At 66.5% G+C, this 13292-nt stretch carries 12 protein-coding genes; 6 read left to right on the forward strand and 6 right to left on the reverse strand.

The window, feature by feature from the left end; genetic code table 11:
* Window positions 1-8: 8 nt before the first annotated feature.
* A complete protein-coding gene (glcC, locus tag IB275_RS21770; protein ID WP_192291071.1) occupies window positions 9-779 on the reverse strand; it encodes a transcriptional regulator GlcC in 771 nt (256 codons plus the stop codon).
* A gap of 231 nt (window positions 780-1010) precedes the next feature.
* Between glcC and glcD the strand changes: the two genes are divergently transcribed.
* The 5 genes from glcD to IB275_RS21795 all read left to right on the forward strand — a co-directional run bounded on the left by glcD (window position 1011) and on the right by IB275_RS21795 (window position 7137).
* Window positions 1011-2510 carry a glycolate oxidase subunit GlcD gene (glcD, locus tag IB275_RS21775; RefSeq protein ID WP_192291073.1) on the forward strand — a complete coding sequence of 500 codons (1500 nt, stop codon included), beginning with the start codon at window positions 1011-1013 and terminating at the stop codon, window positions 2508-2510.
* Window positions 2510-3550 carry a glycolate oxidase subunit GlcE gene (gene glcE / locus IB275_RS21780; protein ID WP_192291075.1) on the forward strand — a complete coding sequence of 347 codons (1041 nt, stop codon included), beginning with the start codon at window positions 2510-2512 and terminating at the stop codon, window positions 3548-3550. Before glcD ends, glcE begins: the two co-directional genes overlap by 1 nt.
* The gene (gene glcF, locus IB275_RS21785; RefSeq protein ID WP_192291077.1) at window positions 3550-4824 is read left to right on the forward strand and encodes a glycolate oxidase subunit GlcF; all 1275 of its coding nucleotides are present in this window, start codon (window positions 3550-3552) and stop codon (window positions 4822-4824) included. The genes glcE and glcF overlap by 1 nt, the downstream gene beginning before the upstream one ends.
* A complete protein-coding gene (locus IB275_RS21790; RefSeq protein WP_192291079.1) occupies window positions 4803-5201 on the forward strand; it encodes a heme-binding protein in 399 nt (132 codons plus the stop codon). Before glcF ends, IB275_RS21790 begins: the two co-directional genes overlap by 22 nt.
* A gap of 244 nt (window positions 5202-5445) precedes the next feature.
* Window positions 5446-7137: a lactate permease LctP family transporter gene (locus tag IB275_RS21795; protein WP_192291081.1), complete on the forward strand. Its 1692-nt coding sequence runs from the start codon at window positions 5446-5448 to the stop codon at window positions 7135-7137.
* Window positions 7138-7448: 311 nt separating this feature from the next.
* Here the strand turns inward: IB275_RS21795 and arfB are convergent, their stop codons facing one another.
* Window positions 7449-7862, reverse strand: coding sequence for an alternative ribosome rescue aminoacyl-tRNA hydrolase ArfB (gene arfB, locus IB275_RS21800; RefSeq protein WP_192291083.1), 414 nt, complete (start codon window positions 7860-7862; stop codon window positions 7449-7451).
* Between the two features lie 369 nt (window positions 7863-8231).
* On the opposite strand from arfB, the gene IB275_RS21805 reads away from it, so the two are divergent.
* On the forward strand, window positions 8232-9026 hold the full coding sequence (locus IB275_RS21805) for a nucleoside-binding protein (RefSeq protein WP_225607689.1): 795 nt from the start codon (window positions 8232-8234) through the stop codon (window positions 9024-9026).
* Between the two features lie 250 nt (window positions 9027-9276).
* On the opposite strand, the gene IB275_RS21810 is transcribed toward IB275_RS21805, so the two are convergent.
* The 4 genes from IB275_RS21810 to hppD form a co-directional block, all read right to left on the reverse strand.
* Window positions 9277-9654: an MliC family protein gene (locus IB275_RS21810; RefSeq protein WP_015476418.1), complete on the reverse strand. Its 378-nt coding sequence runs from the start codon at window positions 9652-9654 to the stop codon at window positions 9277-9279.
* A gap of 92 nt (window positions 9655-9746) precedes the next feature.
* A complete protein-coding gene (locus IB275_RS21815) occupies window positions 9747-11162 on the reverse strand; it encodes an amino acid permease (protein ID WP_192291087.1) in 1416 nt (471 codons plus the stop codon).
* 114 nt (window positions 11163-11276) lie between these two features.
* On the reverse strand, window positions 11277-11918 hold the full coding sequence (maiA, locus tag IB275_RS21820) for a maleylacetoacetate isomerase (protein ID WP_192291089.1): 642 nt from the start codon (window positions 11916-11918) through the stop codon (window positions 11277-11279).
* 52 nt (window positions 11919-11970) lie between these two features.
* Complete coding sequence (gene hppD, locus IB275_RS21825) at window positions 11971-13053, reverse strand: 4-hydroxyphenylpyruvate dioxygenase (RefSeq protein ID WP_081519226.1); 1083 nt, start codon at window positions 13051-13053, stop codon at window positions 11971-11973.
* Window positions 13054-13292 lie beyond the last annotated feature (239 nt).

Here is a 13292-nt window from a genome sequence, read left to right on the forward strand (position 1 = left end):
GCGAACCGTTATTTCCAGCCTTCCAGGCGCAAGGTCGCCCGCACCAGCCGCTGCTCTTCCTGCTCGATCTCCCGCAGGTTGTCGCGCACGCTGTGGATATGTTCTCGGGCGGCGCGCTGGGCCTGTTCCGGCTGACGCTCGTTGATGGCGCGGTGCAGACGCGCATGCTGGCGGTCGATCTGGCGCTTCTGCGGCGGCCGGTTGTAGAGGTTGTTCACCGAAGCGAACACGGTGCTGAGCATCAGCTCGTTGAGCGACTGCAGCGTGTGCACCAGCACCGGGTTGTGCGAGGCCTCGCTGATAGCCTGGTGGAAGGCATGGTCGCGCCGCGCATGCTCGCGTGGGTCCAGCGGCTGCGGTTCGTCGTAGGCGGCGTGCATCTCGTCGAAGCGCCGGTCGATCAGCACCAGGTCGGCCTCGGTGGCGCGCAACGCGGCCAGTCGCGCCGACTCCCCTTCCAGCAGCGCGCGAACCTCCAGCAGGTCGTAGAGCGTGCGCGGTTGCGAGCGGAACAGGTGCAGCAGCGGCGACACGTCCTCGGCACCGGTCAGATCGGCAACGAACGAACCGCGCCCCTGTTCGGTATCGACGATGCCGCGTCCGCGCAGTGCGCGCAGTCCCTCACGCAACGCCGAGCGCGAGCAGCCGAGCTTCTCCACCAGGCGCCGCTCCGAGGGCAGCGCCTGGCCGACCTTGAGCACACCATCGACGATCAGCCGCTCGATCTTCTCGGCCACCTGGTCGGCGACGCGCTGCTTGCCCTGTGCATAAGTCGTCATTGCGCTTCTCCCGAACTGGTAGGACCAGCTGAAACTGGCCTGTATGGTTGCGAAGAACCCTAGCTGTCAGGACTGGGCCTTTCCAGTGGACGCCCGTGCAAGAACTGGTAGGACCAGTATCAATGCAGGTGGACGCCGCCTGACCGGCGGTCGCATTTTCAGCGTGCCGTGGCTCCACGCGACCGCTTGGCGGGCGCGAACAAAAAAACAAAATCAGAGCACCGTCAGCCTATGAACATCCTCTACGACGAGCGCGTCGATGGCGCGCTGCCTGCCGTCGACAAGTCCGCCCTGCTGGCCGAGCTGCGCGCGGCCCTGCCCGATCTCGAACTGCTGCACCGCGCCGAAGACCTCAAGCCTTACGAATGCGACGGCCTTTCCGCCTACCGCACTGTGCCCATGCTGGTGGCGCTGCCCGAGCGCATCGAGCAGGTGCAGGCGCTGCTGAAACTCTGCCATGCGCGCAAGGTGCCGGTGGTCGCGCGCGGCGCGGGCACCGGGCTGTCCGGCGGCGCGTTGCCGCTGGAGAAAGGCATCCTGCTGGTGATGGCGCGCTTCAATCGCATTCTCGAGGTGAATCCACAGGGGCGCTTCGCCCGCGTACAGCCCGGCGTGCGCAACCTGGCGATCTCCCAGGCTGCCGCGCCCCACGGGCTGTATTACGCGCCGGACCCGTCCTCGCAGATCGCCTGCTCCATCGGCGGCAATGTCGCCGAGAACGCCGGCGGCGTGCATTGCCTCAAGTACGGCCTCACCGTGCACAACCTGCTCAAGGTGGACATCCTCACCGTCGAGGGCGAGCAGCTGACGCTGGGCAGCGACGCTCTGGACAGCCCCGGCCTCGACCTGCTGGCACTGTTCACCGGTTCCGAGGGCATGCTCGGCATCGTCACCGAAGTCACCGTCAAGCTGCTGCCTCGCCCGCAGGTGGCGCGGGTGCTGCTGGCCAGTTTCGATTCGGTGGAAAAGGCCGGCCGCGCGGTGGCCGACATCATCGCCGCCGGCATCATTCCCGGCGGGCTGGAGATGATGGACAACCTGTCGATCCGCGCCGCCGAGGACTTCATCCACGCCGGCTACCCGGTGGATGCGGCGGCCATCCTGCTGTGCGAGCTGGACGGCGTGGAAGCCGACGTGCAGGACGACTGCGAGCGCGTCGACCGAGTGCTGCGGGCAGCCGGCGCCACCGACGTGCGCCTGGCCTGCGACGAAGCCGAGCGCGTGCGCTTCTGGGCCGGGCGCAAGAATGCCTTCCCGGCGGTGGGGCGCATCTCCCCGGACTACTACTGCATGGACGGCACCATCCCGCGTCGCGAGCTGCCGCGCGTGCTGCACGGCATTGCCGAGCTGTCGGAGGAGTTCGGCCTGCGCGTGGCCAACGTATTCCATGCCGGCGACGGCAACATGCACCCGCTGATCCTCTTCGACGCCAACGTGGCCGGCGAGCTGGAACGTGCCGAGGCCATCGGCGGGAAAATCCTCGAACTCTGCGTGGCGGTGGGCGGCAGCATCACCGGCGAGCACGGCGTGGGGCGCGAGAAGATCAACCAGATGTGCGCGCAGTTCAACAGCGACGAGCTGACCCTGTTCCACGCGGTGAAGGCGGCGTTCGACCCGGACCGCCTGCTCAACCCCGGCAAGAACATCCCCACCCTGCACCGCTGCGCCGAGTTCGGTGCAATGCACGTGCACCACGGCCAACTGCCCTTCCCCGACCTGGAGCGCTTCTGATGCCCGACGCCAGCAGCGAACTGCTCGAGCAGGTGAACCAGGCGCTCGCCGCGCGCACGCCGTTGCGCATTCGCGGGGGCGACAGCAAGGCCTTCCTCGGCCGCCCGGTGAACGGCGTGGAACTGGACACTCGTCCGCACAGCGGCATCGTCAGCTACGACCCGACCGAACTGGTGCTGACCGCCCGCGCCGGCACGCCGCTGGCGGAGATCGAAGCGGCGCTGGAGGCGGCCGGGCAGATGCTGCCGTGCGAGCCACCCGATCATTCGGGCGCGACCTTCGGCGGCGTGGTGGCTGCCGGGCTCTCCGGCCCGCGCCGCCCCTGGTCGGGTTCGGTGCGCGATTACGTGCTGGGCACGCGGCTGATCACCGGCCACGGCAAGCTGCTGCGCTTCGGCGGCGAGGTGATGAAGAACGTCGCCGGCTACGACCTGTCGCGCCTGCTGGCGGGCAGCTTCGGCTGTCTGGGGGTGATCACCGAAGTCTCGATGAAGGTGCTGCCCAAGCCGCGGATGTGCGCCAGCCTGCGCCTGGAAATGGGCGTCCACCAGGCGCTGGGTGAGCTCGCCGAATGGGGCGCGCAGCCGATCCCGATCACTGCCGCCTGCTATGACGGCACCGCGCTGTACCTGCGCCTTGAAGGCGGCGAAGGTTCGGTGTGCTCCGCGCGACTGCGCCTGGGCGGCGAGGAGATCGACAGCGGCTACTGGCAGGACCTGCGCGAACAACGCCTGGGGTTCTTCGCCGGCCCCGGCACGCTCTGGCGGCTGTCGCTGCCCAACGCGACACCGGCGCTGTCCCTGCCGGGCGAGCAACTGATCGACTGGGGCGGCGCGCAGCGCTGGCTGAAGTCCGAGGCAGATGCAGAACTGATCCGCCACAGCGCCGCCGAAGTCGGCGGCCATGCCCTGCGCTACACACCGGGTGACGATGGCTTCCACCCGCTGCCCGCCGCGCTGCTGCGCTACCACCGCAGCCTCAAGCAGCAGCTCGACCCGCAAGGCCTCTTCAACCCCGGCCGGATGTACAGGGAGCTCTGATGCAAACCAACCTGAGCGAACAGGCCAGGCACCTGCCGCGCGCCGAGGAGGCCGAACGCATCCTGCGCTCCTGCGTGCACTGCGGCTTCTGCACGGCCACCTGCCCGACCTACCAGTTGCTGGGCGACGAACTGGACGGCCCGCGCGGTCGCATCTACCTGATCAAGCAGGTGCTCGAAGGTGCCGCGCCCAGCGCCAGCACCCGCGAGCACCTGGACCGCTGTCTGAGCTGCCGCAACTGCGAAACCACCTGCCCTTCCGGCGTGGACTACCACAACCTGCTGGACATCGGCCGGGCGGTGGTCGAGCAGCAGGTGCCGCGCACCTTCGGCGAGCGCCTGATGCGCCAGGGCCTGCGCGCCGTGGTGCCGAATGCCGCGCTGTTCGGCGCGCTGGCCAGGGCCGGGCGCACCTTCTACCCGCTGCTGCCGGAGGGCCTGCAAAGCAAGCTGCCGCGCCATCCGCATCCCCCCGTGGAGCGCCCGAAACCGCGCCACACGCGGCGCATGCTGATGCTCGAAGGCTGCGTCCAACCGGCGCTGTCACCCAACACCAATGCCGCTGCCGCGCGGGTGCTGGATCGCCTCGGCATCAGCGTGATCCCGGCGGCGGATGCCGGTTGCTGCGGTGCCGTGGACTATCACCTGAATGCCCAGGAACAGGGACTGGATCGGGCGCGGAGGAACATCGACGCCTGGTGGCCGTCGATCCAGGCCGGCGTCGAAGCCATCGTGCAGACGGCCAGCGGCTGCGGCGCCTTCGTCCGCGACTACGGCCATCTGCTGGAGCGCGATGCGCAGTATGCGGCCAAGGCCCGGCGGGTCAGCGAACTGACTCGCGACCTGTCCGAGGTTTTGCGCGAAGAACCACTGGAAGCGTTGCACCTGCACGGCGACCGTCGCCTGGCCTTCCACTGCCCCTGCACGCTGCAGCACGCGCTGAAGCTCGGCGGCGCGGTGGAAGGCGTGCTCACGCGCCTGGGCTTCAGCCTCACCGCCGTGCCGGACAGCCACCTGTGCTGCGGCTCGGCCGGGACCTACTCGCTAACCCAGCCGGAGCTGTCCCGGCGCCTGCGCGACAACCGTCTGAAGGCGCTGGAGAGCGGCGCCCCGGAAGTCATAGTCACCGCCAATATCGGCTGCCAGACGCACCTGGCCGGCGCAGGCCGCACGCCGGTAAGGCACTGGATCGAACTGGTGGAAGAGGCGCTCGCCGATGCGCCATTGGAATCCCTTCAAGGCGAGGTGCAAGCATGCTCAGCAAAGCCGTTCTGACCCAGCAGGAAGTCGGCCGCATCCTCGCCGCCGCGCGCGCCGAAGCGCAGCGCAACCACTGGGCGGTGGCCATCGTGGTGGTCGATGACGGCGGCCACCCGCTGGCCCTGGAGCGACTCGACGGCTGTGCCCCGGCCAGCGCCTACATCGCCACCGAGAAGGCCCGCAGCGCGGCACTGGGCCGGCGCGAAACCAAGGGCTACGAGGACATGGTCAATGGCGGCCGCACCGCCTTCGTCACCGCGCCGCTGCTCACTTCGCTCGAAGGCGGCGTACCGGTCGTGCTGGACGGCCAGGTGATCGGCGCGGTGGGCGTTTCCGGGGTGAAGGCCGGCGAGGATGCACAGGTCGCCAGCGCCGGAGTGGCCGCGCTTTGAAAGCGCTCACACGGCCCTGGCGACAGACAGCCACCGGCCGAGTTGTGGTCGTCGCCGGCCTCAAGCGAGCCGGCGGCGACACCCCCAAAAGCTTGCCCGAACTCGCTTTCAGAAGCCCCGCTACGCGCCGCGTTGCGGGGCTTTTTCAATGCCTGCCGGCCCGCGCGCCGCCCGGACACGCGCCACCTGAAAGAGTTATCCACCGCTGACGCTTTGCCTCCGACAACAACAAGGGACACTCCCCATGCAAACCTGGCAGCAGCTCTATACTCCGCTCGGCAGCCTCGGCCTCTCGGCCCTGGCGGCCCTCGTGCCGATCATCTTCTTCTTCCTCGCCCTGGCGGTGTTCCGCCTCAAGGGCCACGTCGCCGGCGCCATCACCCTGGTGCTCTCGCTGCTGATCGCCATCAGCGTCTACCACATGCCGGTGGACAAGGCGCTGGCCTCGGCGGTCTACGGTTTCTTCTACGGACTTTGGCCGATCGCCTGGATCATCGTGGCGGCGGTGTTCCTCTACAAGCTGACGGTGAAGAGCGGGCAGTTCGAGATCATCCGCAGCTCGGTGCTGTCGATCACGGTCGACCAGCGCCTGCAGGTGGTGCTGATCGGCTTCTCCTTCGGCGCCTTCCTCGAGGGCGCGGCGGGCTTCGGTGCGCCGGTGGCGATCACCGCGGCGCTGCTGGTCGGCCTGGGCTTCAACCCGCTGTATGCGGCCGGCCTGTGCCTGATCGCCAACACGGCGCCGGTGGCCTTCGGCGCGCTGGGCATCCCGATCATCGTCGCCGGGCAGGTGTCGGGCGTGGATGCCTTCAAGATCGGCGCCATGGCCGGTCGGCAACTGCCGATCCTGTCGGTGATCGTGCCCTTCTGGCTGGTGGCGATGATGGACGGCTGGCGCGGTATCCGCGAGACCTGGCCGGCGCTCCTGGTGGCTGGCGGCACCTTCGCCATCAGCCAGTTCCTCACCTCCAACTTCATCGGCCCGGAGCTGCCGGACATCACCTCGGCGCTGCTGAGCATGGTCTGCCTGACCCTGTTCCTGCGCGTGTGGCAGCCGGCGAACGTGCGTGAGACGGAGTTCTCCAGCATCAACGCCGACGGCACCGCGACGCTCGGTGCAGTCGGTGGTGGTGGCGGGCAGCGCCGGGAATCGCAGTACAGCTTCGGGCAGATCTTCAAGGCCTGGTCGCCCTTCCTGATTCTCACCGTGCTGGTGACCATCTGGACCATGAAGCCCTTCAAGGCGATGTTCCTGCCCGGCGGCGCGCTGGAGAACTGGGTGGCGGTAATCGCCGTGCCGTACCTCGACCAGCTTGTCCTGAAGGCCGCACCCATCGTCGCCAACCCGACGCCGATGCGGGCGATCTACAAGTTCGACCTGGTGTCGGCCAGCGGCACGGCGATCTTCTTCGCGGCGCTGATCTCCATGGCCATCCTGCGCATCGGCGTGAAGAGCGGCGCGGCGACCTTCGGCGAGACGCTGAAGGAGCTGAAGTGGCCGGTGCTGACCATCGGCATGGTGCTGGCCTTCGCCTTCGTCACCAACTACTCGGGAATGTCCACGACCCTGGCGCTGGTGCTGGCGGGCACCGGCGCGGCCTTCCCGTTCTTCTCGCCGTTCCTCGGCTGGCTGGGGGTTTTCCTGACCGGCTCGGACACCTCGTCCAACGCCCTGTTCGGCTCACTGCAGGCGACCACCGCGCACCAGCTCGGGGTCAGCGACACACTGCTGGTGGCGGCCAACACCACCGGCGGGGTGACCGGCAAGATGATCTCGCCGCAGTCCATCGCCGTAGCCTGCGCGGCCACCGGGATGGTCGGGCGCGAGTCGGACCTGTTCCGCTTCACGGTCAAGCACAGCCTGATCTTCGCCGCGTTCATCGGCCTGATCACGCTGGCGCAGGCCTATGTGTTCACCGGGATGCTGGTGCACTGATTCGCCGCCGGAGCTTTGCGCAGGGCGCATGACGCGTCAGCGTTATCCGCCGTTTGGGAGGCGACGGATATCCTGTGCCAGGTTGTGCACTCTACGGGACTGACGCCATTCGTACCTGGCGTCAGGATTCACTGTAGGAGCGAGCTTGCTCGCGAACCGAATCCGCTGCGGGGTCCGTTCGCGAGCAATAACAATGGCGTCCCCCTCGCTCCTACGAAGAGCAAGAGCCCCTCTCCCTAACCCTCTCCCTGAAGGGAGAGGGTTAGGGAGAGGGGGGCGCCCCAACGCCGATGTTCAGCCAAACCAACCACTCAGAAATCCACCTTCCCCCGCCCCGCCTTGATCGCCCCGCGCTTGCTCTTGCCTTCCAGCCGGCGCGTCTTCGAGCCCAGCGTCGGCTTGGTCGGGCGGCGCTTCTTCTCCACCTTCGCGACGCTGCGGATCAGCTCTGCCAGGCGCTTCAGCGCATCTTCGCGGTTCTGCTCCTGGGTGCGGTACTGCTGCGCCTTGATCACCACCACGCCGTCGCTGGTGATGCGCTGGTCGCTCAGCGCGAGCAGGCGTTCCTTGTAGAACTCAGGCAGGGATGAGGCGCGCACATCGAAGCGCAGGTGCACGGCGCTGGACACCTTGTTGACGTTCTGTCCGCCAGCGCCCTGGGCACGGATGGCGTTCAGCTCGATCTCGGCGTCGGGGATCTGCACGGTGTTGGAAATCTGCAGCATGGCTGTCGGAAGAGTCGGAAAGTCAGCAGCATAACGGCTGGCGACCAGTCTGTCGCCAAACCGCAGTACAGCGCCGCGCAAGGCTCATTCCTGACTTCCGTGTCAATTTTTGTATACGAATTTGTGTACAAGTTTTTCTTGCAATGTCATCAATTCACCATTAGAACCCAGCCTGTCACCGACCGCAGTTCACCCTGCGGGACGCCGGCCCCGAAGCCACAAAAAATAAGAACAACACAGAGGTGCAGCATGGTTTCTTCCGCGATGACGGCCCTTGGCGCCGCCCGCCCCCAACTGCGTTCCAGCCGCCGCCTGAGCACCGGCCGCCGGTTCGCCCTCGGTACCGCGCTGGTGCTCGCCCCGCTGGGCATGGCGCAGGCCGATGACGATCGCTTCTTCGAGTGGACCAGCAACACGCTGGGCTTCCGCTACGGCAAGGGCTTCACCAACCCGAACAACCCGCACGACATCAGCAAACGCATCTTCAGCTTCAGCCACGCCGACGGTTACCGCTACGGCAGCAACTTCTTCCACCTCGACGTGCTGCAGTCCGACAGCGATGACCCGCGCAAGGGCACCGACAGCGGCAGCAGCGAGGTCTACGGGGTATTCCGCAGCCAGCTGTACGCCTCGCGGGTGTTCGACCTGCCGCAGGGCAAGGGTCTGGTGAAGGACCACGCCTTCACCTTCGGCTTCGACGCCAGCCGCAACAACAACCTCGGCTCGGCGAAAAAGCGCGCACTGGTGTTCGGCCCCACCATCAAGTTCAACGGGCCCGGCGTGCTGGACCTCTCGCTGTTCTACTACCGCGAGAAGAACCACTCCGGCATCCCCAACGTGAAGCACCCGGACCACACCTTCGACACCACCTACATGGTCAACCTGACCTGGCTGCGGCCGTTCCAGCTGGGTGACCACGGGGCGAAGTTCCAGGGCTTCCTGAACTACACCGGGGAAAAGGGCGAGGACTACAACGACAACGACACCGCGCCGGAAACGCTGATGCGCACCTCACTGATGTTCGCCACCCTGCCCGGCACCAAGCGCCAGCCGAACCTGTGGCTGGGCGTGGGCTACGAGTACTGGCACAACAAGTTCGGCGTGGACGGCGGACGCGGCACCCGCACCTCGACGCCGACGGTGAACCTCGAATTCACCTTCTGACAGGGTGCGAATTGTAGGAGCGCGCCATGCGCGCGATCGCGGGCATGGCCCGCTCCTACAGGTTTAATCCGCGTCTCGGCCTATGTTCGGTCGTAGGGCGCATAACCTGGAACAGGTTATGCGCCGTTGTCCATGCGGCGGATAACGCTGGCGCGTTATTCGCCCTGCAAAAGCTCATCCGCCCATGGCGCGCTGACATGAAAAAGCCCGGCATCTGCCGGGCTTTTCCGTCCGGGCGCCACAAGAGGAATCAGCTCTCCTTGCAGGCTACGCCGTCGGCGGGCTCGCCGCCTTTCCAGTCCTTGTACAGGGTGGCGTCCTCACCCTTGGTCCACCAGATGTACTGGCCGGCGGCGTACTTGGCGCCGGAGGCGGAGATGACGTTGGCGAAGACCAGGCTGGAGGCGTCGGTCACCGGCACCACGGCCAGGCTGTTGTCGCCCTTGTTCAGGTACTGAACGCTGATCTTGCGGCCGTCCTCGCACTTGTACGAGACGCTGCGCGAATCCAGTTTGGCGTCGCCGGGCAGGACCAGCGCGTCGACCTGGGGTGCTTTCTTTTCCTCACCGCCGCAGGCGACGAGGAGGACCGGCACGGCGGCCGCGAGCAGCCAAAGTGCTTTTTTCATGAGTATCCCTCTGACGAAAAATGGCCCGGTCACTCTAGGAAAGGTCGGGCCGCACGGTCAATCTCGGGCGGCCCGTCTCAAAGTCGGGCGACTCAGTCCGCCAACGCCGCCCGCACCTCGCTACGCACCGCGCCCTGGCGTTTCAGGCGATAGCAGCCGTACATCACCAGCAGCCACACAGGAATCGCATAGACCGACACCTGGATGCCCGGGGTGAGCAACATGACGCCGAGGATGAACACCACGAAGCCCAGGCACAGCCAGTTGGCCGCCGGGTAAGCCACGGCACGGAAGGCGGTGCGCTTGCCGTCGGCATCCATGCGCGCGCGAAACTTCAGGTGCGCCAGGCTGATCATCGCCCAGTTGATCACCAGCGCGGCGACCACCAGAGACATCAGCAGCTCCAGCGCGCGGGCCGGGACCAGGTAGTTCACCAGCACGGCGAGGAAAGTCACCGCCGCCGAGACCATCAGCGAGCGCACCGGTACGCCACGGCTGTCCACCTTGGCCAGCGCACGCGGCGCGTCGCCCTGCTCCGCCAGGCCCACCAGCATGCGGCCGTTGCAGTAGGTGCCACTGTTGTAGACCGACAGTGCGGCGGTGAGCACCACGAAATTGAGTACGTGGGCGGCGGTACTGCTGCCGATCATCGAGAAGATCTGCACGAAGGGGCTGCCGCTGTAGGAGTCGCCGGAGGCGTTCAGGGTCTGCAGCAGGCTGTCCCACGGCGTCAGCGAAAGCAGCACGGCCAGCGCGCCGATGTAGAAGATCAGGATGCGGTAGATCACCTGGTTGATCGCCTTGGGGATCACCTTCCTCGGCTGGTCGGCCTCGGCGGCGGTGAAGCCGAGCATCTCCAGCCCGCCGAAGGAAAACATGATGATCGCCATGGCCATCACCAGCCCGCTGATGCCGTGGGGGAAGAAGCCGCCATGGGCCCACAGGTTGCTCACCGCCGCCTGCTCGCCGCCGGTGCCGCTGGCCAGCAGGTAGCAGCCCAGGGCGATCATGCCGACGATGGCGGCGACCTTGATGATGGCGAACCAGAACTCCGCCTCGCCGAAGGCCTTCACGTTGAACAGGTTGATGGCGTTGACCACGATGAAGAACAGCGCGGCGGTGGCCCAGGTCGGCACGTCCGGCCACCAGTAGTGGATGTACTTGCCCACCGCGGTGAGTTCCGACATGCCCACCAGGATGTACAGCACCCAGCAGTTCCAGCCCGAGAGGAAGCCGGCGAAGCCGCCCCAGTACTTGTGCGCGAAGTGGCTGAAGGAGCCGGCGACGGGCTCCTCGACGATCATCTCGCCGAGCTGGCGCATGATCAGGAAGGCGATGAAACCGGCAATGGCGTAGCCGAGGATCATCGACGGGCCGGCAGACTTGAGCACCCCGGCCGAGCCGAGGAACAGCCCGGTTCCGATGGCGCCGCCGAGGGCGATCAGCTGGATATGGCGATTCTTCAGGCCGCGCTGGAGCTGGCCTGCGTGTTGAGTTTCACGCGTCATGCGTCACCTGTTGTTTTTATCTGTGACGGGAATCGGCCGCCCGGCTTGTGGCCAGACGGTTCGTGTAGAGCAGTACGGGCAAGGCAAGGCTAAAGAGCGGTGGAATGGCGGGTCTTACTGGGCGTCGGGCTGCACCTCCGGGGCGGCCTGCTGGAAGGCTTCGAGGGATTCGCAGCGCGCGGCGATGGCGAGCAGGCGCGGGCAACCGGAAAGGTCGCAGTCGAAGCGGCGGGCGTTGTACAGCTGGGGAATCAGGCAGGCCTCGAAGTAGCCGGGGCGCTCACCCAGGGACAGCGGGCCGGTCCAGTGGGCGACGCCCTTTTCTACCGCGTGCAGGCCGGTCTCGACCCAGTGGCGAATCCAGGCGCTTTTCGCCTCGTCCGCCACACCCAGCGGTCCGCTGAGGTACTGCAGCACCCGCAGGTTGTTCAGCGGATGGATGTCGCAGGCGATGTGCAGAGACAACGCACGGACCTGCGCACGTTGCAGCGCATCGCGCGGCAGCAGGCCCGGTTGCGGATGGGTCTCGTCGAGGTATTCGAGGATGGCCAGGGACTGGGCGATGCGCGCGTCGCCGTCCACCAGCAACGGCACCAGCTCCTGCGGGTTGAGCGACTGGTAGTCGGCGGCGTGCTGCTGCCCGCCGTCCTTCACCAGGTGCACCGGGACCTGGCGGTAGGCCAGGCCCTTGAGCCCGAGGGCGATGCGCACGCGATAGGCAGCGCTGGAGCGCCAGTAGGAATACAGGGTGAGCATGGCGGTTCTCCGCGGGCGGCCACGCTATCCGCGCGGCCGCCGGGCAAGCGAGTTACTGGTCGGAGATCACGCCACGACGAATCTGGTCTTCCTCGATGGATTCGAACAAGGCCTTGAAGTTGCCCTCGCCGAAGCCCTGATTGCCCTTGCGCTGGATGATCTCGAAGAAGATCGGGCCGATCACTGTGTTGGTGAATATCTGCAGCAGGATGCCGTCATCGCCCGGCGCGCCGTCGATGAGGATGTTCAGCTCGCGCAGTTGCTCCAGCGGCTCACCGTGGCCGGCAACGCGGGTGTCGACCTTGGCATAGTAGGTGTCCGGAGTGCTCATGAAATCCACGCCGTTGGCGCGCAGCTGGCGCACGGTGGCGTAGATGTCCTCGGTGGTCAGGGCGATGTGCTGGATGCCTTCGCCGTGGTATTCGCGGATGAATTCCTCGATCTGCGACTTGTCGTCCGCCGACTCGTTGATCGGGATGCGGATCTTGCCGCAGGGCGCGGTCATGGCGCGGGAAAGCAGGCCGGTGAGCTTGCCTTCGATATCGAAGTAGCGGATCTCGCGGAAGTTGGCGATGCGCTCGTAGAAGCCGGACCAGACGTCCATCTGGCCGCGCTTGACGTTGTGGGTCAGGTGGTCGATGCACAGCAGGCCGACGGCGTTGTCGTTGGCGGTGCGTCCTTCGATGAACTCGAAGTCGACGTCATAGATGCTCTTGTCGCCATAACGGTCGACCAGATACAGCAGCGAGCCGCCGATGCCTTCGACGCAGGGGATGTTCAGCTCGCCGAAGTTGGCGTGGCTGCCCACCAGTTTCGCGCCCTGGGATTCGACATACGCGGCGGCCTGCGCTGCGTTCTTCACCCGAAAGGCCATGGCGCAGGCGCTCGGACCGTGCTTCTTGGCGAACTCGTGGACGTGGCCGGTGGGGCTGCCGTTGAGCACGATGTTGATGTCGTTCTGCTGGAACAGGAAGACTTCCTTGGAACGGTGCTTGGCAGTCTCGGTGAAGCCCATGCCGGTGAACAGCTGGCGCAGTTGCTGGATGCCCTGGGCGTCGGGGGCGGTGAATTCGACGAACTCGAAGCCGTCGGTGCCGATGGGATTGTGTTGTTCGATCTTGGTCACGGCGTTCATCCGGCCTCCTCGTTGTCGTTATCGGCTGGCTCGGCGCGGGGCCGTCCAGGCGTCTGGAATGCCTCCATCTCAACCGTCGCGGGGCTCTGGAACAAGCCGGGTGCCGCCGGTTTGCGCTCTGGCGGTGCGCTTGTCCCGGCAAGAAATCCTTACACCGCCCAAGGCCCCGTGCGGCATGCCGCCGCACCGTAAAGATTTCGTGACAAAGTGGTGCACCAACTTGCCAGTGCGAGTGCCGC

The organism is Pseudomonas sp. PDM21, assembly GCF_014852505.2.
In the GTDB taxonomy this organism is placed as follows: domain Bacteria; phylum Pseudomonadota; class Gammaproteobacteria; order Pseudomonadales; family Pseudomonadaceae; genus Pseudomonas.